Annotated in this window: 20 protein-coding genes and 2 pseudogenes; 11 read left to right on the forward strand and 11 right to left on the reverse strand. The window is 43.0% G+C overall.

Features of this window, described 5'->3' with window-relative positions:
- Nucleotides 1–236 precede the first annotated feature (236 nt).
- Nucleotides 237–1,289: a hypothetical protein gene (locus ACERC6_RS07700; protein WP_373628448.1), complete on the forward strand. Its 1,053-nt coding sequence runs from the start codon at nt 237–239 to the stop codon at nt 1,287–1,289.
- A 72-nt stretch (nt 1,290–1,361) separates the two neighbouring features.
- Here ACERC6_RS07700 and erpA read toward each other — a convergent pair whose 3' ends face one another.
- Complete coding sequence (erpA, locus tag ACERC6_RS07705) at nt 1,362–1,694, reverse strand: iron-sulfur cluster insertion protein ErpA (RefSeq protein WP_284673703.1); 333 nt, start codon at nt 1,692–1,694, stop codon at nt 1,362–1,364.
- A gap of 109 nt (nt 1,695–1,803) precedes the next feature.
- On the opposite strand from erpA, the gene ACERC6_RS07710 reads away from it, so the two are divergent.
- The 4 genes and pseudogenes from ACERC6_RS07710 to ACERC6_RS07725 all read left to right on the forward strand — a co-directional run bounded on the left by ACERC6_RS07710 (nt 1,804) and on the right by ACERC6_RS07725 (nt 6,540).
- Nucleotides 1,804–3,729, forward strand: a complete 1,926-nt coding sequence (locus tag ACERC6_RS07710; protein WP_373628449.1) for an ABC-F family ATP-binding cassette domain-containing protein — start codon at nt 1,804–1,806, stop codon at nt 3,727–3,729.
- A 2-nt stretch (nt 3,730–3,731) separates the two neighbouring features.
- A pseudogene (locus ACERC6_RS07715) lies at nt 3,732–3,929 on the forward strand (DnaJ domain-containing protein); the annotation flags it as partial.
- Nucleotides 3,930–4,471: 542 nt separating this feature from the next.
- The gene (locus ACERC6_RS07720; RefSeq protein ID WP_373630514.1) at nt 4,472–5,437 is read left to right on the forward strand and encodes a YheT family hydrolase; all 966 of its coding nucleotides are present in this window, start codon (nt 4,472–4,474) and stop codon (nt 5,435–5,437) included.
- Nucleotides 5,437–6,540 carry a metallophosphoesterase gene (locus tag ACERC6_RS07725; protein WP_373628452.1) on the forward strand — a complete coding sequence of 368 codons (1,104 nt, stop codon included), beginning with the start codon at nt 5,437–5,439 and terminating at the stop codon, nt 6,538–6,540. The genes ACERC6_RS07720 and ACERC6_RS07725 overlap by 1 nt, the downstream gene beginning before the upstream one ends.
- A 108-nt stretch (nt 6,541–6,648) precedes the next feature.
- On the opposite strand, the gene dapB is transcribed toward ACERC6_RS07725, so the two are convergent.
- The 6 genes from dapB to ACERC6_RS07755 all read right to left on the reverse strand — a co-directional run bounded on the left by dapB (nt 6,649) and on the right by ACERC6_RS07755 (nt 15,649).
- A complete protein-coding gene (gene dapB / locus ACERC6_RS07730; RefSeq protein WP_284673708.1) occupies nt 6,649–7,452 on the reverse strand; it encodes a 4-hydroxy-tetrahydrodipicolinate reductase in 804 nt (267 codons plus the stop codon).
- 141 nt (nt 7,453–7,593) lie between these two features.
- Nucleotides 7,594–8,403 (reverse strand): autotransporter domain-containing protein, encoded by an 810-nt coding sequence (locus tag ACERC6_RS07735; protein ID WP_373630515.1) that lies wholly within the window; start codon nt 8,401–8,403, stop codon nt 7,594–7,596.
- Nucleotides 8,404–8,682: 279 nt separating this feature from the next.
- Nucleotides 8,683–11,787 carry a S6 family peptidase gene (locus tag ACERC6_RS07740; protein WP_373630516.1) on the reverse strand — a complete coding sequence of 1,035 codons (3,105 nt, stop codon included), beginning with the start codon at nt 11,785–11,787 and terminating at the stop codon, nt 8,683–8,685.
- 675 nt (nt 11,788–12,462) lie between these two features.
- Entirely contained in the window at nt 12,463–13,614 is a 1,152-nt protein-coding gene (gene dnaJ / locus ACERC6_RS07745; RefSeq protein WP_373628454.1) for a molecular chaperone DnaJ, read from the reverse strand.
- Nucleotides 13,615–13,908: 294 nt separating this feature from the next.
- Nucleotides 13,909–14,895, reverse strand: coding sequence for a DsbC family protein (locus tag ACERC6_RS07750; protein ID WP_373630517.1), 987 nt, complete (start codon nt 14,893–14,895; stop codon nt 13,909–13,911).
- Between the two features lie 52 nt (nt 14,896–14,947).
- On the reverse strand, nt 14,948–15,649 hold the full coding sequence (locus tag ACERC6_RS07755; protein ID WP_373628456.1) for a pseudouridine synthase: 702 nt from the start codon (nt 15,647–15,649) through the stop codon (nt 14,948–14,950).
- Between the two features lie 82 nt (nt 15,650–15,731).
- Here ACERC6_RS07755 and ACERC6_RS07760 point away from each other — a divergent pair, with 82 nt between their 5' ends.
- Nucleotides 15,732–16,337 (forward strand): YigZ family protein, encoded by a 606-nt coding sequence (locus ACERC6_RS07760; RefSeq protein WP_284673713.1) that lies wholly within the window; start codon nt 15,732–15,734, stop codon nt 16,335–16,337.
- Nucleotides 16,338–16,387: 50 nt separating this feature from the next.
- Here ACERC6_RS07760 and ACERC6_RS07765 read toward each other — a convergent pair whose 3' ends face one another.
- Nucleotides 16,388–16,543, reverse strand: a complete 156-nt coding sequence (locus ACERC6_RS07765) for a hypothetical protein (protein WP_284673714.1) — start codon at nt 16,541–16,543, stop codon at nt 16,388–16,390.
- 338 nt (nt 16,544–16,881) lie between these two features.
- The gene (locus tag ACERC6_RS07770; protein WP_373628457.1) at nt 16,882–17,058 is read right to left on the reverse strand and encodes a hypothetical protein; all 177 of its coding nucleotides are present in this window, start codon (nt 17,056–17,058) and stop codon (nt 16,882–16,884) included.
- Nucleotides 17,059–17,094: 36 nt separating this feature from the next.
- Here ACERC6_RS07770 and ACERC6_RS07775 point away from each other — a divergent pair, with 36 nt between their 5' ends.
- Both ACERC6_RS07775 and rraA read left to right on the forward strand, forming a co-directional pair.
- Nucleotides 17,095–18,006 carry a pseudouridine synthase gene (locus ACERC6_RS07775; protein ID WP_373628458.1) on the forward strand — a complete coding sequence of 304 codons (912 nt, stop codon included), beginning with the start codon at nt 17,095–17,097 and terminating at the stop codon, nt 18,004–18,006.
- A 120-nt stretch (nt 18,007–18,126) separates the two neighbouring features.
- Nucleotides 18,127–18,627, forward strand: a complete 501-nt coding sequence (gene rraA / locus ACERC6_RS07780; protein ID WP_373628459.1) for a ribonuclease E activity regulator RraA — start codon at nt 18,127–18,129, stop codon at nt 18,625–18,627.
- A 163-nt stretch (nt 18,628–18,790) separates the two neighbouring features.
- On the opposite strand, the gene ACERC6_RS07785 is transcribed toward rraA, so the two are convergent.
- Together ACERC6_RS07785 and ACERC6_RS07790 are read right to left on the reverse strand one after the other, a co-directional pair.
- Complete coding sequence (locus ACERC6_RS07785) at nt 18,791–19,945, reverse strand: RNA-guided endonuclease InsQ/TnpB family protein (RefSeq protein WP_373628460.1); 1,155 nt, start codon at nt 19,943–19,945, stop codon at nt 18,791–18,793.
- Nucleotides 19,942–20,538, reverse strand: a pseudogene (locus tag ACERC6_RS07790) (IS607 family transposase). The gene ACERC6_RS07785 and the pseudogene ACERC6_RS07790 overlap by 4 nt, the downstream one beginning before the upstream one ends.
- A gap of 371 nt (nt 20,539–20,909) precedes the next feature.
- On the opposite strand from ACERC6_RS07790, the gene sstT reads away from it, so the two are divergent.
- The 3 genes from sstT to ACERC6_RS07805 all read left to right on the forward strand — a co-directional run bounded on the left by sstT (nt 20,910) and on the right by ACERC6_RS07805 (nt 24,593).
- The gene (gene sstT, locus ACERC6_RS07795; protein WP_284673718.1) at nt 20,910–22,121 is read left to right on the forward strand and encodes a serine/threonine transporter SstT; all 1,212 of its coding nucleotides are present in this window, start codon (nt 20,910–20,912) and stop codon (nt 22,119–22,121) included.
- A 185-nt stretch (nt 22,122–22,306) separates the two neighbouring features.
- Nucleotides 22,307–23,218 (forward strand): LysR family transcriptional regulator, encoded by a 912-nt coding sequence (locus ACERC6_RS07800; protein WP_284673719.1) that lies wholly within the window; start codon nt 22,307–22,309, stop codon nt 23,216–23,218.
- A 178-nt stretch (nt 23,219–23,396) separates the two neighbouring features.
- Nucleotides 23,397–24,593 carry an aromatic amino acid transaminase gene (locus tag ACERC6_RS07805; RefSeq protein ID WP_373628461.1) on the forward strand — a complete coding sequence of 399 codons (1,197 nt, stop codon included), beginning with the start codon at nt 23,397–23,399 and terminating at the stop codon, nt 24,591–24,593.
- The last annotated feature ends 234 nt before the right edge of the window (nt 24,594–24,827 follow it).

A 24,827-nucleotide genomic window follows, 5' to 3' on the forward strand; every position in this document is an offset into this window, starting at 1 on the left:
AAACGTCTTAGCACCGATGGTAGTGTGGTTCGCCCATGTGAGAGTAGGTCATCGTCAGCATCTTATTTCAAACCCCTCACATTGGAAGATGTGGGGGGTTTATGTTTGGGGGGGTTGGGTTTCATATTGTTACTTTAAGTGTACTAAAGGCATACTGAAAATTCATGAGAAATCATTTACAATGAATTAAATACTAAAGTATTGTTTTTATTCACTTTTTATAGGTTTTAGTAATTATGAAAATTCATACAACAGTGGCTAGACGCCCATCTTGGCGTGGTATTCTTGCAGGACTTTTGATGGGTCTTGTGGTTTCTATGATGATGTTAGCCTTAGCATTGGTGCTAAGCTCATTTTTATCGCTAGATCTTCGCGGTGCAGGTATTGCAGCGGGCATTTATGCTGCCGTAACCGCTTTATTGAGTGCATTTGTGGCTGGCTTCTTTGCTGTCAAAGCCTCCGCACCAGAAGCCTTATTTGGTGATGGTACTGACATTCTACCAAAAGATGCAACATTGACAGGCATTCTGACCGCAGCTGCGATCGTGGTGATTACTTCTGTTTTTGCAATGAACAGCGTATCAGGTATTGTAAGAACTGCAGGAAATGCGGTTGGTACGACAGCAAATGCTATAGGTGGGGCTGCTAGTGCTGTAACCTCAACAGCTGCTACCGTTGCCGGTGCTGGTGCGGTAGCTGCTAATTCAGATGGCAATCTTGTAGGCCGTGCAGAAGAGCTGTATCAAAAAGCAACTGGTAATATCAATCGTCAAGATATTGAAGCATGGGTTGCCAAGAATAATGATACTTTTAATCAATCGCAAGTACATGCAACGGTGAATGTACTAGAAGATATGTTAAACAAAACTCGCAATGATGTCGCTCAAATGGATTTTACCAATCTTGATACTTGGAAAAATATTGATGAGTATGCTAAACAGCGTGCAGATGAGATTGAGACTGTATTGACTGGCGATGAATTGATTGACCGTTTACAAGCAGAAGGTCTAAATCAAGCTCAAGCTGTTGAAGTTCAACAAGAAACATTAGCTTCTTATCACGAATATCTTGATAATACTAAGCAAGCCGTTGCTGATGCTCGTGCAACCATGGAACAAGCATTGCAAGTTGCCGAAGATACTGCTCGTAAAGCAGCTCTATACTCTGGTCTTTTCTGGTTGATAAGCACGCTATTAACTTTCTTGGCAAGCATCATTGGTGCAAGAACAGCTGCCGCTAATTATAGACTGTCTGTCTCACCAGTAGTATTGCGTGATGAGCGTAAATAATTCATGATTAAATCAATAAAACCTGCAAGTTAGCAGGTTTTATTTTTGATCTAAATTTGACTAAAAATCGCCTTAAATTGAAAAAGACGATCCGCAACCACAAGTGGTGGTGGCATTAGGGTTGTTAACCACAAAACGAGAACCTTCTAGCCCTTCAATATAGTCAATGGTCGAGCCATGCAAGTACTGATAACTTAGACTGTCTACAACTAAAATTGCATCGCCATTTAAAAAAGTGGCATCATCTTCTTCAACTTCTTCAGCAAAGTCAAAGCCATAAGAAAAACCTGAGCAGCCACCACCTGTAACATAGACTCGTAGCATGAGCGAATCATTATTTTCGGCCATCTTTAGTTTTGCTAACTTTTTGGCGGCATTGTCCGTGAGTGTCATGAGATTGTTCATTGTCGTCTCTGATTGTTTTTGTGTTGGTATTATATCATAATCGGCAAGATTTTAATTATACAAGGAATGTCTCTGTTATAATAGATGGCAAACTGTTTGGAAGTATTTTATGATTGATTTTAAAAATGTGTCGGTTCGCCGTGATGGCAGGTTGCTGTTTAGCGATGTCAATTTACAGCTACACAAATCGCAAAAAATTGGTCTGACAGGCAATAATGGCACAGGTAAATCCACCTTGTTTGCTACTTTATTGGGCGAGCATCAGACGGATGTGGGCAGTGTTGAGATGCCAAGTGATTGGCAGATTGCTCACATGGCACAAGAAGTGCACGCAACTAAGATACAAGCGATGGATTATGTGCTGTCTGGTGATGGTGAATGGTATGAGTTAAATCAAAAATTACAAAATCAATCGGCATTGTCCGCCGAAGAGATTGCTCCTATTTATGGGCGGTTTGAGGAGATTGATGGCTTTCGTATACCGACTAAGGCTGCACAGATTCTCTCAGGTCTTGGCTTTAGCGATGGTGATCACACTAGAGAAGTGGCAACTTTCTCTGGTGGCTGGAGGATGCGACTCAATCTTGCTCGTACACTCATGCACCGTGCTGATGTTTTGCTACTTGATGAGCCGACCAACCATTTGGATTTGGATGCGATTTTGTGGTTGGAAGAGTGGCTTGCTAAGTTTGATGGCTTGATATTGTTAATTAGTCATGATAAGGATTTTTTGGATGCGGTGGTGGGACATATTTTGCACATTGAGCAGGGCAAGATTACGCTGTACTCAGGCAATTATAGTCAATTTATTCGTACTCGTGCCGAACGCCTTTCTCAGCAAGCACAAGCCTATGAAAAACAGCAAGCAATAAAAGCACATTTGGAGAATTTTATCCGCCGTTTTGGGGCAAAAGCAACCAAAGCCAAACAAGCCCAAAGTCGTGCCAAACAGCTAGAGCGTATGGCTGATATTGCCCCCGTGATGGCGGATTCAGCTTTTAGTTTTGAGTTTTATCCGCCAAGTCATATGGCAAGCCCATTGATTGTACTGGATAATGCCACCATCGGTTATGACAAACCGCTCATGACAAAGGTAAATTTACAAATCACGCCTGAAGTGCGTTTGGGTATCTTGGGGGCAAATGGTGCGGGAAAATCAACCCTAATTAAGGCGTTGGTTGGCGATTTGCCATTGCTTGGTGGTGCATACAAGGTGTCAGAAACTTTAAAACTTGGGTATTTTAATCAGCATCAGATGGATGCGTTAGATGGCAATGCCACGCCGATGATTCTGCTTCGTAGGCTAGCAGGGGCAACCTCAGATGCTGATTTACGGGCATTTTTAGGGAGTTTTGATTTTCGTGGCGAGAAGATTGATACGCCGTGCTATCTTTTCTCAGGTGGTGAGCGTGCCAGATTGACCCTAGCACTCATCGTTTGGCAGCGTCCGAATGTACTGGTGCTTGATGAGCCAACCAACCATTTGGATTTGCAGATGCGAGATGCACTCATGCTTGCTCTACAAAATTTTGAAGGGGCGTTAATTTTGGTATCGCATGACCGTGGATTGATTACTTCAGTTTGTGATTCTCTCATCTTGGTAGCTGATGGGCGAGCAGAAGAATTCGCTGGCGATATGGTTGATTATGCTGAGCATCTAAGACACGCAAGATTACAAAGACAAGCTAAGACGGTCAGTTTAAATACGCAAAACAAAGTTGCCAATCAGACATTAGGGCTGTCCAAAGAAGAAAAGCGTAAACTGGCGGCTCAAAATCGTGCCAAGACTGCACCACTGCGTAAAGAAATAGAAAGGCTGGAAAAACAGCTAGACAAACTTTCTGATGAGCTGAGTCGTGTTGAAGAAACTTTGTCCGACCAAAGCCTATATGATGATGCTAATAAAGAGAGGTTGTTGTCTTTGTTATCTGAGCAATCTAATTTACAATCTGAGCTTGGCGAGGTAGAAGAGTTACTACTTTTGGCGATGGATAAGCTTGAGTGCTTAGAGCAGTCATTAGAACAAGGTGGCTAGTGATGAAACATGATGTACCTGTTGATTATTATGCGGTTTTGGGTGTGTCAAAGTCAGCAAGCAAAGATGAGATAAAGCGTGCTTATCGCAAACTTGCCACACGCCATCATCCTGATAGAGTGGGAGAGGGTGGTGAGATTGTGCTTATCAATGAAGCCTATGCCACTTTAAAAGATGTGGAGAGTCGTGCCAGATATGATGCTTATCACACCATTTATTGTAGTGTGATGGGCAAGGCGGTTCATCAAATTGGAAAAAAACTGCAACAATCGCCCACAGCTATGGCAAATCTACAAAAAGCCCAAATCAAGGTGCATCAGCTGATGCGTGCCACCGAGCGGCGTTGGCAGACATTGGAGTATGATTGGCAGCATGATAAGGGTGCTTTTAAAAATGCTAAAATATTAATAGATAAAGCATGGACGATGTTCAAGCAAGCCCAAAGCCACACCAAACAACAAGCACTGCCTGTACTTGTCATTAGTGCTGATGTCGCTATGCATGGCGGACAAGTTGGCTTTGTGCATTTTGGTAGGAATATTCGCACCACGCTACCTAAGGGGTTATCAGATGGCTTGCAGGTTAAACTTGTCATTGATGGTGCGGAGGCATGGTTTGTAATCAAGGTGTCTGATGTATCATGTTGATATGGACTGCTGTGGTTAGGTGCGTATTGAAATTTAGCAAAACCTTGCCTTGATGGATTTATAGATTTGTTTTTTAAGGAATGATAAGAGAGATGATGAATACAACTTTTGCTCCGCCTTTTTGGCTAAAAAACCCACACATTCAAACAATCCTACCAAAATTTTTGGTGAAAGATACACTTGATTATGAACGCCATCTTTACAAAGACAGTTTGGATGAGAGTGATGTGGCATTTGATTATCTACTGGCGGATGATGTCTTGGTAGATGGTAAATACCAAAAACCGTTGGTTGTACTGTTTCATGGCATGGAGGGTTCAAGCCAAAGTCATTATGCACGAACGCTTGCTAAGCAGGTGCAGACGGCAGGTTTTCATTTTGTGGTGCCTCATTTTCGCTCGTGTGGCGGCGTGGCGGTATCTGGCAAGATATTTTATAATGCAGGCGATACTGCAGAGTTACACCATTATTTAGGCATCTTAAAACAGCAATATCAGACCATCTATGCGATGGGCGTGTCTTTAGGTGGTAATGCCCTTGCCAAATACATGGGCGAGTATGGCACTGATGCCATCTGTGAGCGTGCGGTGGTGGTGTCTGCTCCTGTGGACTTGGCGAGTGCGTCGATTGCGATGGATCGACTGCTTGCCAAGAAAATCTATACGCCATATCTGTTAAATCCTATTATTAAAAAAGCACTGGACAATCGGATTACTGCTGATGAAATCACTACTCTAAAGCGTGCTAAATGTATGGGTGATTTTGATAATATATTTACCGCACCTCGCCATGGTTTTGTCTCTAAAAATGATTATTATCGTCAAGCGTCCGCTTTGCCTTATTTAAAGGAAATAGTCAAGCCGACACTCATCATCACCGCTAAAGACGATCCGTTTTTGGGGGTAACGGCGGAGTGTGGCGATGTTTCATCACAAGTTGTTCTGCTAACTACCGAGCATGGCGGTCATATTGGCTTTATTGATTATGATTATGCTACTCGTGCATTTTGTATGGATTATATTCCAAAGCGGGCATTGGCATTCTTTGAGGGTTGTGTGTGATGCGAATGCTATTTTTGGTGGCCATTGTCATTTTATTTCAGCTGTTTACTTTTATTGTCGGTCGTGGGCTTGAGTGGTTGGTGCGCCCGTATGTCGCCAAGCCTAGACGATGGATCACGCCGGCGTTCTTTGTGGTGAGTAATGTGTTTTTGGCGGTGTTGTTCTTCGGTCAATTTCGCCTTGGTGTGGGCTATCTGGCGGTGTTGTGGCTTGGCGTGCTAACCGTGATGATGGTGGTTTTGGCATCGTTTATCTTGCGTAGGTTATCGCTTGATGGGCGGTTTTCTACCGTGATTAGGGTATTTGCTGTTTTGGTGTTTGGTGTGTTGGTGGGGTTGTCAGTTTATAATGCCTATACACCGACCGTGCGATATCTGTCGGTGCAAATTGATAAACCGATGGCAAAGCCTGTACGCATTGGGTTGGTATCAGATTTACATTTGGGCAGTCTGTTTGGTGCAAATCAACTAGATAGACTATCTGAGTTATTAAAAGATGAGCGAGTTGACCTATTACTCATGGCAGGCGACATCATGGACGATGATACAAAAGCCTATGACGAACAGAATATGGCGGCGGCGTTTGCACGAGTGGTTACAGCTACCACAGATGGCGTAGTAGCAAGTTTGGGCAATCATGATTTGTATGATACCGATGCTTACCTTGATATTGTTCAGGCGATCCGTGAGGCAGGAGCGACTTTGCTTGATGATAAGGTTGCGACCATTTATGCAGGCGGTGTACCGCTTTCTATTATTGGTCGCTTTGATGATCATGTGCTTAATAGACAAAGCAGTGATGAGTTGTATGGTCAGCTTAGTCAGCAACAACAGTTACAGCCTGTAATCCTGCTTGATCATCGTCCCAGTCAGATCGATGAGAATGTCAAGTTGCCCATAGATTTGCAGGTGTCGGGACATACGCATAATGGGCAGTTGTTTCCTGCCAATTTTATTGTAAAAATGCTAAACCGTGTTGCTTATGGGTATAGACTCATCAATGGCACACACATCGTGGTATCATCAGGCTATGGTTTTTGGGGCATACCTTTGCGTTTGGGCAGTCAGTCAGAGCTATGGGTGATTGAATTGTCAGGTAAGTAGGTCTTATTCATCAACCGCAAAAAATTAAAGAGTAAATAAAAAAGCGTTTTGATAATGAACGCTTTTTTATTTACTTGATAACCTAGTCAAAGCTGTGCAAGCCAGTATTTAACTGGCTTTTAAACCTAAGACATCTTGCATGTCGTACAGACCTGCTGGTTGCTTGCTTGCCCAAATGGCAGCACGCACTGCCCCTGCAGCGAAAGTTAGGCGACTCATTGCTTTGTGTGTGATTTCGATGATTTCGCCATTCATGATGAACTCGACCGTATGCTCACCGACAATCTCACCGCCACGAATGGCGTGCATACCAATCTCGCCTTGACTGCGTTTGGTCGCACCTTGACGACCATGAACAAGGGCGGTTTTTAGGCTTTGCCCACGAGCGGTGGCAACCGAATTTGCCATCATTAGGGCTGTGCCAGACGGTGCATCAATCTTATGTTTGTGGTGATGCTCAATAATCTCAACATCAGCATCTAACCCCAATACCTTGGCTGTGGTGGCAAGTAGATTTAGGCTTAGGTTGACACCTGTTGAGAAGTTGCCTGCATAGACGATGGGAATGGTTTTGCTTGCTTCTTGTAATTTGGCTTCTTGTTCATCACTAAGACCAGTTACACCCATCACAAGGGCGGTCTTATGGGTAGTGCATTGAGCGAGTACTTCATCTAGTGCTTCAGGTAAGCTAAAGTCAATGAGTGCGTTAATTCCTGACACATCCAGCGTGCTTAGAGCAACGCCATTTTTGCCTGTCCCAATAAACTCACCGGCATCTACCCCAATGAGACTTGAGATACCACGCACAAATGCACCTTTTAGGGTGGTGTTTGGATTGTCTTGGGTGGCTTGTAGTAGCATTCGCCCCATGCGACCTGACGCACCCATGATGCCGATATTTAGGCTATTCATGCTTTGTCCTTATATTAGATGGTTTGATGTGTTTTGATTATAACAAACCTTGTGTGGTTTTTCATCAGTATCTGTAAAGAAAAAACCGATGAAAAACCAAAAAATCTCGCCAAAATTGATGTTTTGGTGAGATAATGGCAATTACCAAGTATAGCCCAATCGGATACCTGCTTTGGTTTGCTTATCTGTTTCGTCACCATAATGCTGTTCAACCTGCACGCTGGCATTTAACAATCCTCGTTGCACCATCACACCAACATTGGCATATTTATCATCGCCAAAGTGTTGTGCAAAGCGATGATTATTGACCGATACCACACCCATTCCTTGATTATGCTGATAACCCAAGCCGATACTTGGGGTGATGGTCAATGTGCCATAACTTAGGGCGGTTTGTAGCTGGATATCGCCACCAATTTGGTTGATATGCGTGCGGTCTAGTGCGATATTTGCCCCATTGAGATGATAATTTGCCCCATCAAGTTTGTGATGGCGAGCATAGACGCTTGGTAAGATTACGATTTTTTCGCCAAATTGATGATTAATGCCTATGCCAACGCTTGAAAAATGACGCTTGTTATGATTGCTTGCCACTACGGCATTGGTGCGACCAAAGCCTAAATCCAACATAAAGGCAGTATCATGCCAATGATATTTGGCAAAAATATTAGCAAGCATGCTGTTTTGTTCAGTATGCATACTATCAGCCAGTTGAGCGGTACTGTTTTGTTTCGTGATGGCGACGCCGTAGCGTAGATTGTCCGTTTGGCGACTTAAGCCAAGCTGTTGACTGTTGGTTTTGCGGTCATATGGACGGTATAAATTGCTTTGATGCGTGCCTTGACTATGATCAGCTTGCAACCAGATACCGCTCAAATTACCATGTAAAGTCTGACTTAGGCGATGACTCAGCGATAAAATATCGTACGCCTGCAATGATAAATCTGACAACGCAGCATTGGTATAACGGCTGATGATGTCAGCTTGTTTTTGTTGAGCTAAACGCTCACGCTCTGCTTGTTCAGCCTTAGCCTTTTCTTCTGCTTCACGAGCTAAACGCTCTTTCTCTGCTTGCTCTTTTGCTAAGCGTTCCGCTTCTAGTCTTTCTTTTTCAAGTTGAGCTAAAAGCTCACGCTCTGCTTGTTCAGCCTTAGCCTTTTCTTCTGCTTCACGAGCTAAACGCTCTTTCTCTGCTTGCTCTTTTGCTAAGCGTTCCGCTTCTAGTCTTTCTTATTCAAGTTGAGCTAAACGCTCACGCTCTGCTTGTTCAGCCTTAGCCTTTTCTTCTGCTTCACGAGCTAAACGCTCTTTCTCTGCTTGCTCTTTTGCTAAGCGTTCCGCTTCTAGTCTTTCTTTTTCGGCTTGTTTGTCCAATTCTGGATTGTACAAATAGAACGCTTGTGCGTCATTGCCCAGCGTATAACGGTACGCTCCCAAATCCACAGCACTGTTCGCTAGTGTTATGGTCGGGTTGTTTTGGTTGCCCAGTGTCTTGATGAGTGTGAGCTTGCTGTTTGGGGCGGCAGGTTCTGCACCGTCATTGGCAATGTGCAAAGTGTGCTGACCTGCGGTCGTGCCATGCACCACAATCTGATCGCCCAGTAGGTCTTTGATGCGGGTGCGATAATAAATCTGGCTACTGCCTGTCAAATCGCCCAAAACATTTAGGGTGTGAAAGTCGCCATCTTGGCTGAGTTTGATGGCACTACTGTTGAGTGTCAAATTGCCAATCGTGCCATTTTGATTCATCTGCCATTGACTATGATTGAGTTTTAGATTGGTGTTTTGAGAACCCAAGATAGAACCTGTCCAATCGGTGGCGGTCAAGGTTGCCCCAGCGTTGCCATCAAGATGGACATCGCCTTTTAAGACGGTATCTACTCGATGAGTTTGCTGGTCGGTAGGCGACAGCGTTTGGCAGTCAATCAAGCCGTTATAGTCTGAGCGAACGCACAGTTTGCCCTGACTGTTTGGCAAAAATCCAATGTCAAATTTGGCATTGTTTTTCCCCACCAAATTGGCATAGATGGCATTTGCCCCTCGTGCCGACATGACGGTGGCGTGATTATTGGCGTTGATGGTTTTGGCAGTATATTGTGTCTCTACCCAAGTGTTTTTATTGGGGTCAAAATCTTTTTGGCTAAGATGGTCAAACGCCTTTGGTGTGGGTCTGCCTGCCAAAATAAGTGTGCCATCTTGGGCGGTCAAGTCATTGACAAAACTACCGCCTGTCAGTAGCCATTTTGCCTGTTTATTTGTGGGATTAAAGACGACATTAAGCTCGCCTTGTTGTTCTGTATTGCCCAACTGACCTGCAAAAGCGGTCATCACGCCTTGACTGTCCAGCAAGGCTTGTTTGGCATTTTGGGCTTGCGTGGCATCACTGCCCAAATCGATGTAGTTGGCGGTATTTGCCCCAGATTGTCTGTCCAGATGGGCATTGCCAATGACGGCATAATGTCCGTTTTTGTCCTTGTCAAAGACAAAATCACGAGACGAACGCCATGTCAAAGTAGAAGCCGCTTGGGTGTTGTTATTGATGATTTTGGCACCGTCGTCAACATTGTGCAGGTAGTCGGTGGTGATGGATTGACCGTTCAAATCTAGCACACCGCCTTTGTGTCCAAAACGAAAATCGTTGTTTTTGACTTGGTTGGCACGGTTGAGAATGACTTGACCACGACCGCTGGCCAGCTCTACATATTTGGCAGCTTGCCCGTCTTTATCCAAGATGACTGTGCCATCGCCCACGCTGATGCCGCCTTGATTGTTGCCTTGCCCACTGATGGTCAGTGTGCCAGCACCCAGCTTGGCAAGATATTCGTCGGTTTGCCCAAGCTGGCTGTACACAGTGATTTTTTCTTTGATACCAACTTGGTAATCCACATGACTACCATCGCCCACATAGATACCACCGCCTGTGTGCGTCTTGTTATCGCCTGTGATGAGCAGGTTGGTTGGTGCGTCTGTACCAATATAAAGTGAGCCGCTTTTTTGATCAATGTCGCTAGTAAGTGTTAGTGTACCACTGGTGTCAATGTACACATCTTTGTGTTTTTCTACCAAAGTCTCGTCAAGCTGTGTGTCGTCCTCTTTCTGTTGCCAGACCAGCGCGTCCGATGTAAGGGGGGGGGCTATGGCATTATTGTATTCGGTCAGTTGTTTGAAATATGGGTCAAACAGGGTGTATTGGTCGCTATACGCATTGACTCGGTTGATGCGGTCTTGGTTGGTCGCACCGCCATTGCCACTTTGTACAAAACCGATCAATTCCCATTGCTGGGTCAGTTTGTTAAATCCATAAAGACCGCTGCCGCTATCACCCGGCTGAATGGCAGCGGCTAGGGGTAGACGCTTGCCATCTGGTGTGACGATAGGGGTGTCATTGGCATCATAAAATTTGCGATAATCGGTGTCTTCGCCAGTCAGATAAAAGGACAGATTGTTGGCATCGGTGTTGTTTTTGCTGTAATTGACAGAAAGTTCTGGTTTTAGGGCAGGGGGCAGACCTGCGGTCAAAAATTCATGCACAAAAGTATTTGTGCCCAAGTCTGTCAGATGTGGATACACGCCTTGAAATGGCACAGGATCACCTGTGTTTGGGTCTACCATTTCTAGCACGCCAGCACCCACATGAACAAAAGCACTGTAATTTTCTACCTTAAAGTTGCCCATGTCATCTAGGCTTGGTGTTGGTGCGGTTTCGGTAACTAGCTTGTGTAAGCGTGGTAGGGCAATGTCATACACAGAGCCCATACTATAATATGTCCAAAAATCGCTATTGGCATCGCTTGCGGTTGCTTCATCTTCGGTTTTGATGATTTTGCGATTGTCAAAACCTGCTGGGTAGCGATTTGTATGCACACCGTGTACATTGAGGTCTTTTTCCATGTCGTTGCGTTTGACGACAAAATAGTGATTTTTTGGGGCGTGATGACTGTCATTTGCCCCAAAGCTCAGTCCATCGTACACCAGTTGCAAATTGCTAGCGGCGGTGTTGGAACGATCTTTGGCAAATTGTTGATGGTCTTGCCCAAGCAGTACATAGGTCGGATTGTGCTGTACTGTCCCTGTTAGCTGTGGTGAGATGAGCGTAACCACGCCAGATTTGGTATTGGCGGCACTAAAATCAGGCACGGGCACACCTGTTGGCAGTAGCGTACCGATGATGTCGCCATTTTTGTTGCGAATCACAATGTCGGTTGCACCAGCTACAAATTCGCCTTTATTTTCGGCAAAATCTCGATAGGTTTGCAAATCAATGTCATCACGAATACTAGAAGCATGGGCAATATGGCTGGCAATGGCGGTGGCAAGAAGGGTGCGTTTTAGCATAAAAAATCCTTTGTTGAATCTTATTAGGGAAAATTTTTTGTTATTATTCAATAAAAAATACCCAAAAGCAAGACAGAAAATCTGTAAAACTTCACTTTTTTGCAAAGATTGGGTAAAAAACCCCCAACGATTGCTGGGGCTTGAAGTGATGGGGTCTGTTAGCTCGACAAAAAGATGATACAAACAATTTTAACTTTTACAAGTTAAAATTGATATAGACGGCGTTGTAAAAATTATTTAATCACTGTTGCATAAAGCACGGTTACCAAAGCTACCTAAGGATATAATGTTGTTTTCTTATTAATATTTGTTTGGCTTGTATTTTAGTAATTCTTGCCTTGCGTTCTTTAGCTTCGACCTCCAAGTGTTCAACAATATTTTTCTAAGCCACCTATGCGGTGTGCTACGCACTTTGTTCCTCCTCGTTGTCTTGCAGTGCTTTCTAAGCCACCTATGCGGTGTGCTACTAGATATTTTATATAAAATATCTTATGTAATCAAGGTTTATGGTGTGATATATTAAAAATACCAATATTTTTTTGTTTATTGATAAACCCTTGATTTTATTTTTAAAAATTATAAACAATAAGTGTCCACATATTGATTTTTGGTGAGTGATGGACTGATTGCAAAATTGAAACAAGCACGGCTTGTTACCGTGCTTGTTTCAATAGATTAGTCAAACAAATCTTTGACATCATCTTTTATTTTATCAAAAAAGCCTTTTTTCTTGGCATTGGCAATATTTTCCTTGCCGAGATTTGCTTTGAATTGACGCAACAGCTCTTTTTGTTCATCACTTAGGTTGGTTGGGGTCTCAACGATGATACGACAAATTAAATCGCCCACCATGCCACTGCGTACAGTTGTAACACCTTTGCCACGCACTCGTAGCAGTTTGCCAGTTTGAGTGCCTTCAGCAACTTTGATTTTTAGGCGACCATCTAGGGTTGGTATCTCAACTTCATCACCTAAGGCGGCGGTGGCTATATCTACAGGAATATCCATGTGCAAATCCGCACCGTTGCGGGTAAATATTTCATGATCTTTGACATGAATCTCTACATACAGATCGCCATTTGGCATACCAGTATCGCCTGCCTCACCTTTGCCTGCTAGACGCACACGGTCGCCATTGTCCACACCAGCGGGAATGGATACCTCTAGAGTCTGAGATTTTTGTTGTTTGCCTTCGCCATGACAGTCTGGGCAAGGGTTCTTGATGGTTTTGCCAGTTCCATGACAGTTAGGGCAGGTCTGTTGCATAACAAAAAAGCCTTGCTGTACACGCACTTGACCATGACCGCCACAACTGGTACAAGTAACGATGTCGGCGTCTGATTTCGCCCCTTTGCCATGACAGGTGGTACAGCTGACCGATGCACTAAAGTTGATTTCTTTTTTACAGCCTTTAACCGCTTCTTCGAGTGTTAAAGCCAGTCGGTATAATAGGTCATTGCCCTTGCTAGCACGAGAGCTACGAGAACCACCAAAAAAGTCGCCAAAACCACCACCGCCGAACTGTCCAAAAATATCGCCAAAGATGTCGCTAAAATCGCCACTAAAGCCACCTGCACCACCAAATCCGCCATTATTCATGCCTTGTTCAAAGGCGGTATGACCCATGCGGTCATAACTGGCACGCTTTTGGGCATCGGATAATACCTCATATGCCATCGTGGCTTCTTTGAATTTTTCTTCGGCACTTGGGTCGTCTGGGTTTTTATCGGGGTGGTATTTCATTGCCAGACGGCGATAGGCTTTTTTGATTTCTTTCTCGTCTGCTGATTTATCCACACCTAGGACGGTATAAAAATCTCTACTCATGTTAATTCCACAATATCAAGATAGTTTTGCCTTTAATGGTGGTTGTGTCTGTTTTATCAAGGCAGATGATAAGAAAAATTAAGAAAATTATGAAAATGAAGCAAAGCGGGTAGATGTGTCATTCACCAACACAGGCTGAGTTGGTGAATGACTAAGTTGAACCAAGCAGTAAAACCACAAAAGGATAATCAACCAGGCTGTTGTGAATAGGTTGCTTGTTTATCAGCCATATTAAAAAATATGCCCAATTCATCAATGGTTCGTTGGATGATTGATGACATCACCAATCGTTAGCTACTGGGCATTGACAAAATCAATCAGCTCGCTTGTGTCAATCTGTCCTTCAAAGAGTGTGCCGTTTTCATGAAAAATGGCAGGCGTGGCAAAAATGGCTAAGGCGTGGGCGATCTGTTGGTTACTGGCAAGTTTGTTGTCTAAACTTTGACAATCTTGGGCGGTGTGAATGTCTTTCATGGCAGCACTTAATAGTGCAGCTCGCTTGTCATTATCAGATTCGCACCAGATTCTAGCCATAGGAACATGCGACTCATCATAGATGGGGTAGCCGATGGCCTTGACGGTGATGCCTTGACTATTTAGTTCATGGATTTTTTCATGAAAAATCCTGCAATACGGACAATGAATGTCCGTGGCCACATATAAAGTAGCATGGCGTTGACCTTTGGCAGGGTAGGTGGTTAAGGCTTGCTCATCAAGTTGGGTAAAAACATGGCGGTTTTTGGTGAGTTCAAACTCATCATCAAGACCTGCTAAGCGACCATTTTTGATGACAGAAATCTCTGAATTGATGAAATATTTGCCATCACTACTCACCAAAAAGGTCGTGCCACTACCTGACACGCCCCACAGTAGCCCATCAACATTTGTGTGATAAAACATACTTTGCTCATTGATGTTTTTTAGAGCGGTCATGTTGTTCAGTAAGGCGGTTTTATGGGTGTTGCTGATGGGTGTACCTGCCTTTCCTGAGCTGATTTGTCCATTGATGGGGGTGATTGGGCTTGGGTTTGGTTCGATGTTGCCACCAATGATGTAGCTTAGGTCATCAGTGATGAGTAGTGGTTCTTGATCACCTGCCAAACGAATCTGTGTGAGTGATGTGATGGGGCTTGGGCTAATATCTGCAATCGGTACAATCAGCCCTGCATCAAAGAGCATACGGCGGATATCGTCATGCGTTGGTGCGGCGTTGGCGGTGTGAATGCTTGCCATGATAATGAGACTTGCAAGTATAGACTTGATGATGTTCATAGATTTCATATGTGTCACTAATAAATATTGTGCGTAAGTGTTTAATTGATGATATTGACTATTAAAACTGTGCCACTTCTTCTGCTGTCAAAAATCGGCATTCGCCCATCTCTAGACCGTCTAGGTTGATTGCACCGATACTGGCTCGGTGAAGCTCGATGACTTTATTACCAAAATACGCCATCATGCGTTTGACCTGATGATACTTGCCTTCGGTGAGTATCAAAGTAGCGTGTGTCTCATCGCTAAAAGACAGCTGAGCAGGACGAGTTTTAACATCATCACCTTCTAATAAGATGCCATTTGCCACCTGCTTGATGGCGTTCGCTTGTTCATCGGCAGTCATGGGGTCGGCAAGGGTGAGTTCATAGCGTTTGGGCTGATGGCGTTTGGGGCTAGTAACTCGGTGTAGCCACGCCCCATCGTCTGATAGGAGCAATGCTCCTGTGGTATCAACATCAAGCCGTCCTGCGATGCGTAAACTTGATACTTCTGGCACAGCGATCAGCTCGGTTACGATAGGGTATTCTTTGGCTTTTAGGGTGCATTCAAATCCATCTGGTTTGTATAGCAGAATGTAGCGGTTGCCGTCCGCCACGGATAAGGGTTCGCCCGCCCACAACACTTCATCATCTACGCCAATGTGCGTGCTACCATTTTTGTTGATTTCGTCATTGATGGTAACCTCGCCTCGGTGGAGTATCTTTTTGCACTCACTACGAGACAGCCCAGTCGCTTTGCTTAGAAATTTATCAAGTCTCATGATTTTTATCGCTTAAATAAAGTAAAATAATGGGTTAAAATAGCCTTAGTCTATCATATTTACCCAGATTAACAAATAAAAAATGACCTATCACACTCCTGCTATCCCCTGCCAAGCTGTCTATGAAATCAAAAAGAGCGAATTTCTCGCCTTTGCTTATCCCATTAACAATAAAAGCGATATCATGTTTCATGTGGAACATTTACGCCAGACCTATCCTGATGCTCGCCATCATTGCACCGCTTATATCATCGGTGATCCACATAACACCACATCGGCAGGCTTTGATGATGATGGTGAGCCAAATGGTACGGCAGGAAGACCGATTTTAAATGTTTTGCAACATAAGGGCATTGGTAATGTGTTGGTCGTGGTGGTGCGATATTTTGGGGGGATTAAGCTTGGGGCAGGGGGGTTGACTCGAGCCTATGCGACCGCAACACAACTGGTGGTAGATGAGATGGCACTGACCATCTTTGTGCCTAAATCTGTGCTGACCGTTGCCACCACCTTTGCTCACGAAGCCCAAGTTCGTTATTTGGTTGGGCAAATGGACGGTGAGATTTTATCGGTGGATTATGGTGCTGATGTCGTGATGAGTGTGCAGATGGATAGCGAAAAAGTGAGTGAATTTGGCGGTGGTCTTGGGGTTTATGGGTTGCTTTTGGACGAAGAGAGCGAAGAATAAAAAATCCTTTAAAATTCGCATCTTAAAGGATTTTTTGGTGGGGCTATTGATTAGATTTTACATGCACCGCCTTCACAATCATCAATAGCGGTGTCGCTGTCAAAACCGCCACTGACTGCACTGTCGGCAAAGTCGCCTAGCATGACATCAAAGTCTAGTTCATCAAAATTGACATCAAGTTCATCGGATTGGGTTTGTGCGTTCATAACATACCTTTAATGTTTGGTCAAATCTAAGAGAGTGATTAGTGAGCCATTATATCAAAAATGACATCAAAAAACTGCCAAAATTAGCAAGGTGTGCAGATATTGGCGGTTGTGCAATTGTTTATCATCATTTTATAATTAAACATAAAGCCACAGAGAAAACCCTGTGGCTTTATGTTATCTTACTTTTCCATCTACTCCATGTTTGTAATCCATCACTTATCAGCGTTCATCCATGTGGCGTATCCATTTGCCATCTCCTTGCTGATGTGCGTATTATGCCAATTTCTGATATGTATGAAAATACGCTAATATCGTAAAGTTGTGTAAGAAAATGCTTACAAGAAGTTTACCACATCGGTGGTGTCTATCTTGGCAAGCCTGCTTGTCCTTGCCATAAATATAGCTAAAAGCTGATGCCAGATGCTAAGCATTGCCAAGCTCGTTGCCCAAAATAGATAAAACACTTTATAATACCCCCATGATAACCACTGGTTCAACTCTTTATTACTCATGCTAAAGCCAAAAACTAAACCAACATTAGAAACAAAATGACAGCCAAGCCCAAAGACTTGCCCATGCTAGACGGTGTATCCGCCAGTATGATTTATCTAGAGAAAATGGATGCTGTGGTGCAACCAAAGCGTCTTTTTGATTTTTTGTGCCAAAAGTTCGCCCACATTGCTGTTAATGAATGGCGACAGCGGTTTGTTGATGGGTTGGTGTTTTGGGATGATGGTGTGCCTGCTTGTATTGATGATGAGTATGACTATGGGCGGACGATTTATTATTATCGGTTTTTAAAACATGAAATCATTGTGCCGTTTTCTCATGAAATTATCTTTGAAAACCAAGAATTGATGGTGGTGGATAAGCCACATTTTTTGACCATAACACCCAGTGGTCAATATGTACAACAGACACTACTGACTCGCCTAAAAAAAGACAGTGGCAATTCCAAGTTATCGCCCATTCATCGACTGGATAAAGAAACGGCAGGGCTGATACTCATCAGTAAAAATCCTGCCACTCGTGGGCTTTATCAATCCTTATTTAAAAGCCAAAACATCAAAAAAATCTATCACGCCATAGCACCTGTTAGGCATGATTTAATGTTTCCGCTGGATTTGCACTTACATCTGGTGCGAAAAGAGCCATTTTATACCATGAAAGTGGCAGACGGCACGCCCAATTCTCACACGCACATCACCCATCTTCAGACAAGGGGCGACTGGGCAAAGTATGAACTATATCCCACCACAGGCAAGTTACATCAGTTGCGTGTGCATCTAAGTCATCTGGGCATTCCCATCAAAAACGACCCATATTACCCTACGGTACGCCATAAAGCACCTGATGATTTTGGTTCACCGTTGCAACTGCTAGCAAAGTCGTTGTCTTTTATTGATCCTATTACTGGCGAGCTGATGGCTTTTGAGTCGAAGCGTCAGTTGGAATTCTAGCTTGCAGGTATGATTGACAAAGGTGTTAGGAGATGCTAATGTGGCAAAATCCGCACAGCTGATGGCAAGATTGGCAGGTGGATGATTGATGAGACATAGATTGTTATCAAGGAGTGTGCGATGAGCGAATTTGTTACTTGTGATTTATTGGACGAAAATGAGGATAAGGATATTGGGGTTGTCAGCCCAAGCATTGACGGTAAGTGTTTTAGGAATTTTGGTGGTAAGTTGGCATTTGGCGGGCAAGCCGTTACTGTAAAATGCTTTGAGGATAATTCTCGTGTTAAAGAGCTGTTGGCAACCAAAGGTGAGGGCAGAGTGCTTGTCGTTGATGGCGGTGCTTCCATGCGTTGTGCATTGCTTGGCGATATGATTGCAAAAGGGGCAGTAGAGCAGGGTTGGGCAGGCGTGATTGTCTATGGGTGCGTGCGTGATGTTGATGAATTGGCTGTGCTTGATTTGGGTGTGCAGGCATTAGGATGTATTCCCAAAAAATCCACCAGAAAAGGTGTGGGTGAGACGGGCATTACCCTAAATTTTGGGGGTGTGAGTATCTGTGAGGGCGACTATGTCTATGCGGATAATAATGGCGTTTTGGTTTCTAAGATCAAACTATTATGATTGTCCAGATTGATGCTTTACTGTTCCTTAAAACCTATCTAAACTTACCCAAAGGCAAATTTAGCGTTTAATTTCTACTTCATCACCCATTGCTCTTGTCATTTGACTTAAGACTTACATAAGCTCCATAGACTAACACGGTAGAACCTACCGCTTGTTGAAATTAAGATAAAGTTAAGACTTTATCCGCCTGTTTTAAAATGTTTAAGCTTGCATTGACATCACGGTCATGATTTGCCTTACAATTTGGACAAGTCCAATGACGTGTTGCTAATGTCAAGTTTTCTTTAGTTACTACAAAACCACAACATGAACAGGTTTTACTACTTGGATAAAATCTGCCCACTTCTTTGACGGTTTTATTGTGTATATTGGCTTTATAAATCAGTTGTCTTTTAAACTCATAAAAACCCAAATCGCTGATAGCAAGGCTTAGTTTACGGTTTTTTACCATACCTTTGACATTTAAGTTTTCTATACAAATCACATCAAATTGTTTAACAAGCTTGCTTGTTAATTTGTGCAAAAAGTCTTTTCTGACACAACTGATTTTATGGTGCAATCGTGATAGCTTGGTTTTCGCTTTTTCACGGTTGTTACTGCCTTTTTGTTTTCTTGATAAAGATTTTGACAATCTTTGTAGTTTTTTAAGTTTGCTTTTTAAAGGTTTTGGTGCTTTAACTTTTTCGCCATTGGATAATACCGCCAAGTCTGTAACCCCTAAATCAATGCCAACACTTTTGTGTGTTTTGGTATTTAATTTTGGTAAATTGTTGATTTCTACGCCAACAGACACAAACCATTTACCGCCTTTTTTAAAAACGGTAGCATTCATCAATTTACCCATAAAACGCAAGTTTTCTGTTAATTTTACAAAGCCTAGATTTGGGATTTTTATCTTTTTGCCAATGATTTTGAACTGGTCATTGGTTAGGCTAAATCTGTCATTCACGCCTTTGGTTCTAAATTGTGGGTATTTGGCTCGCCCTTTAAAAAAGTTGTCAAATGCCTTGCCTAGCTGAATAATGGCTTCTTGTGGGGAGCATTTGGTAACTTCGCTCATAAAGGGGAATGCTTGCTTTTTTATGCTATTAAGCTGTTTTCTTAGTTTAAATTGGCTTGGGTTTTTAAGTTTGCTGTTGTCAACTTGTATGCCATTTTTTAAGCAATCATTACGGTATTTTTTATCGGCTTCGTATTGTGTTTGCCATTCATTTAACGCCCAGTTATAGGCAAAGCGAGCCACTCCGCAAGCTTTTTTAAAATATGTCGCTTGTTTGTTATTTGGAGCAAGCTCTATGATGTGTCCTAATATCATGGCTGTTCTTTGACCATTTGCTTGACTTGTTTTTTGTATTTTCTAAGCCCATACAATCGGCTACTAAAGCTATGAATGATGCAAGCATATCTTCAACCAGCTCTTGTTGTGGCGATAGTTTTTCTTGATTGGCAACCACAATTTGACAGTTATGGCGGTTTGCCATGTGTTCAAAATAATTAAATCCAAAACATGCAAGACGGTCTTTGTGAGCGACATACAAAGTTTTTATCTCACCAATTTCTATTCTGTCCATAAGTGATAAAAAAATTTTGCGTTTAAAGTTTAAGCCGCCACCGACTTCACTATGCCATTCATCAACGGCGATGCCTTGTGCTAAACAAAAGGTTTGCATGGCTTCTAGTTGTGATTGCAAATCGTCTTTTTGAGCATGGCTTGACACTCGGCAATAAACAACGATTTTACCTTGATTGTTTGGCTTTTCAAGATTTAAGACTTTAAATATATCATCATCAGTATAAACACGGTGGTTGGTTTCCGTTCTAAGTGGTACAAGGCGTTTTTCTCTATCCCAACGCCTCAATGTAGATACTGACACACCGTTTTTTAGCAAATTCTTTGGGTTTATACATGATTAATAACCTATCTATTTTATAGTATTATAGATAGTTTAGATATATTTTCAATGCCTAGTTAATTGCTCTAAAAACGCCTAAATAAGGGCGTTTTTTGGTTGTAGGCGGTCATTCATGACGATTAGTTTGGCTAAGGTGAGTATTTTTGTATCAATGTATCAAAGAAAATTAGGTATAATTATGGTGTTTTTTGTCAAATGACCATCGGTATGCCTAACACGATGTTTTTTGTTCAGAATTTTCTCAATGATGGAAAACGCAGTGGATGACGATTGATGTGGTAGAATGTTGGGTTTTTTGAATCTTTAAATACTTAAAAGTAAATGAGTACATGTTGGCTCATTGATCAATATTAAGCAGGAGTTTGTATGCGTGCTTTGGTAAACGCCTATCTAAAAGCAGGACTAGTACCCATGATTATTTTGGGGTTGGTGCTTGGGGCGATTGTGGGGGCGGTGTTGCCTTCGGTTGGTGCGGCTGTCGGCATTTTGGGGTCGATTTTTGTGGGTGCGTTAAAGGCAGTTGCTCCGATTTTGGTATTCTTCTTGGTGATTGCAGCGGTAACTTCTCATCGTGGCGGTGGCGATTTACGCATCAAACCTGTGTTTATTCTGTATTTGGTAGGGACATTTACTGCGGCATTGACAGCGGTTGTGGCAAGTTTTGCTTTTCCAACAGAGCTTGCACTCGTAGCGGCAGAGGGCATGGAGCAGACGCCACCACAGCATCTGAAGGAAGTCTTGACTACGCTACTAATGAATCTGGTGGCAAACCCTGTCAAATCATTGGCAGAGGCGAACTACATGGGTATCTTGACTTGGGCGATACTCATTGGCTTGGCACTGCGTCATGTCAGTGAGGCTACTCGCCAAGTGGCAACCAGTCTAAGCAGTGCCATCACAAGCGTGGTCAAGTGGATCATCGCCTTTGCTCCAATTGGTATCTTTGGATTGGTGGCGGTAACCGTCGCTGAAACAGGACTTGAAGCATTGTTTGGCTATGCTCATTTGCTAGCGGTGTTGGTGGGTTGTATGTTATTCATCGCTTTGGTGATAAACCCCATCATTGTCTTTGCCATGACTCGAAGCAATCCTTATCCGCTGGTGTTGGCGTGTCTGCGTGAATCAGGTGTAACGGCGTTTTTTACTCGTTCATCGGCGGCAAACATTCCTGTAAATATGAATCTTGCACGCAAACTTGGACTCAATGAGGAGACCTACTCAGTAACCATTCCTTTGGGGGCGACCATCAACATGGCAGGTGCTGCCATTACCATCAATGTGCTGACCTTGGCGGCAGCTCATACACTAGGTATTGATGTGTCATTTGGTTCGGCATTGTTGCTTGCCATCATTGGTAGCTTGGCGGCTTGTGGTGCATCGGGTGTGGCAGGTGGCTCACTGCTACTGATTCCGATGGCGAGCAATTTATTTAGCATTCCTAATGACATTGCCATGCAGGTGGTAGCGATTGGCTTTATTATTGGTGTGGTGCAAGACTCGGCAGAAACGGCGTTAAATTCATCAACCGATGTGCTGTTCACGGCGGCGGCTGACCCCAAATACCACTATAAGGGCTAAAAAGCCAATCATAAGAAAACCGACCATCATCAGGTCGGTTTTTGTTTTTGTGCTTGTGCATTGTATGGGTAGGTAGTGATTAACATTCAAAATAAATTGATATTATTTTTTTGTGTAACTGCTTGTATCTTGGTGATTATGATTTATAATAATAACTTATACATATATTACTAGGATTGATAATCGTGAGTACCACACTGCGTCAGCTACGAGCTTTTGTCTTGGTTGCTGAACAAAATAGCTTTACTAAGGCCGCTGAAACTTTGTGTTTGACTCAGTCTGCTCTAAGCGGTTTGATTAAAGAGCTTGAACAAAATCTAGATGTCAAGCTCTTTGACCGTACGACTCGCAAGCTAAACCTATCTGATGCAGGAATGCGACTACTGCCACAGGCTCGCCGTGTGCTAAACGAAATGTCTGTGCTAAATGAAAAAGTCTCCAATCTTAAATCCTTGCATCAAGGTCATGTGCGTTTGGCAGTCTCGCAGCAGCTTTCAGCATCTACGATGCCCAAGTTCATCGCTAAGTTTTGTGAGTTGCATCCACACATTCAAGTAACTTTGACGGATTGTTCGGTTGATGATGTGGTTGACCACATTGAGAATTTGGAAGCGGATTTGGGTGTTGCTCCTGAGCGAGCCTATTCTAACGACTTGCAGACGGATACATTATTTCGCTCACCATTTTATTTGGTACTGCCCAAGTCGCACCCTTTTGCCAATAAAGACAGCGTTCGTTGGACGGATTTGCTCAATGAACGACTAATTACCTTAAATGGACCTTTTATCAAGTCGCTACAAAATGAGCTACCTGCCCCGATTTCTAGCCGTATTTTTAATCCTGACTTTGAGGTGAATTTCTTGTCCACGGCACTAGGCATGACCAGAATGGGCTTAGGTGTTACCTTGTGTCTTTTATATGCTGCCGAATGGGTGGAACAAAACGGTCTGGTCATGCGACCCATTGCCGAACCTGTGGTAGAGAGAAATTTTTTGTTGTACACGCACAAAAACCGTTCGCTATCCCCTGCTGCGATGGCGTTTAAGGCATTTTTGATTGAAAATGCTCATGAGTTTTTGGTCAGCCACCCTAAGTAGCAAGGCTAGATGATTAAATGATGGCAGATGCGTATTGATTATACCAATTTAACTGCACAAAGTGCGTATTTTCAGTTATACTGTATCTGCTGTTATTGCTTGATGGTTTTAATGACAATTTTTTATTATTTTTTGTTTGATAACTTTGCCAATCGGCTTTTAACTCAAGGAAATTGATATGTTTAATCATGTTGAGCGTTATGCAGGCGACCCAATTTTGGGTTTGATGGATAAATTTGCACAAGACTCTCGTACCGACATTAAGGTAAATTTGGGTGTTGGCGTGTACTATACAGAAGATGGCAAGCTACCTGTGCTTGAGTGTGTCAAGACAGCCGAAGCACAAATCGCCAATCCACCACGCCCACGAGGTTATCTGCCGATGGATGGTCTGACAGGTTATAAAAAAGCCTGTCAAGAACTACTGTTTGGTAAAGACAGTCAGGCGGTAGCAGAAGGTCGAGTGGCGACGATTGCTACGCTGGGCGGTTCTGGTGCATTGAAAGTAGGTGCAGACTTTATACATCAATGGTTTCCGACTGCTAAGTGCTATGTGTCAAATCCAACTTGGGGCAATCACATCAGCATCTTTGAGGGGGCTGGCATTGAGGTGGATAAATATCCTTACTATGATGCTGCCACCATTGGTGTCAAATTTGATAAGATGTGTGAGTTCTTTAAGGGCTTAAATGAAAATGATGTGGTGCTACTGCATCCGTGTTGCCACAATCCAACAGGCGTGGATTTATCAAATGAGCAATGGGACATTGTGCTTGACATCGTCAAAGACAAGAAACTCATCGCCTTTATGGATATTGCTTATCAAGGCTTTGGCGATGACATGAATGGTGATGTGTACGCCATTCGCCGTGCTGTTGAGTTGGGCTTGCCGATTTTTGTGTCAAATTCATTCTCAAAAAACCTATCTCTTTATGGTGAGCGTGTCGGTGGCTTGTCGGTGGTTGCACCATCAGCCGAAGAAGCACAACGAGTGCTAGGTCAATTAAAATTCACCGTACGCCGTATCTACTCAAGCCCACCATCACACGGTAACGCAGTGGTTGATATCGTCATGAATGATGATACTTTGTTTGCCCAGTGGGTGAGTGAAGTTTATGAAATGCGTGATCGCATTCGTGAGATGCGTCAAAAATTACAAGATATTTTGACCGCTAAATTGCCTGAGCGAGATTTTAGCTACTTTACCAAACAGCGTGGTATGTTTAGCTTTACAGGGCTGACGGCTGAACAGGTGGTGCGTCTGCGTGAAGAATTTGCCGTATATATGGTAGAAAACGGTCGTATGTGCATCGCAGGCTTGAACAATAAGAATGTTGAGTATGTCGCCAATGCAATGGCAGAAGTACTAAAATAAATAAGCGATAACTTAACCTAATCAAAAAAACCGCTCAAATTAGAGCGGTTTTTTTGATGGTTGTGCAGGAATGATGTTTGTTTTTAATTGTTATTGATAATTGTTATTGTTTTTTTATTTATTATCAAATATAATGATATTTGAGAAAGTTAATGTCAATCTTGTATTTTTTATTACATAGGATAACAAAATGATAAGGTTGTCGTAAGTATTGACTGAATTCTGGTTTATTTT

The organism is Moraxella sp. E33BD, assembly GCF_041807865.1.
In the GTDB taxonomy this organism is placed as follows: Bacteria; Pseudomonadota; Gammaproteobacteria; order Pseudomonadales; family Moraxellaceae; genus Moraxella; species Moraxella haemolytica.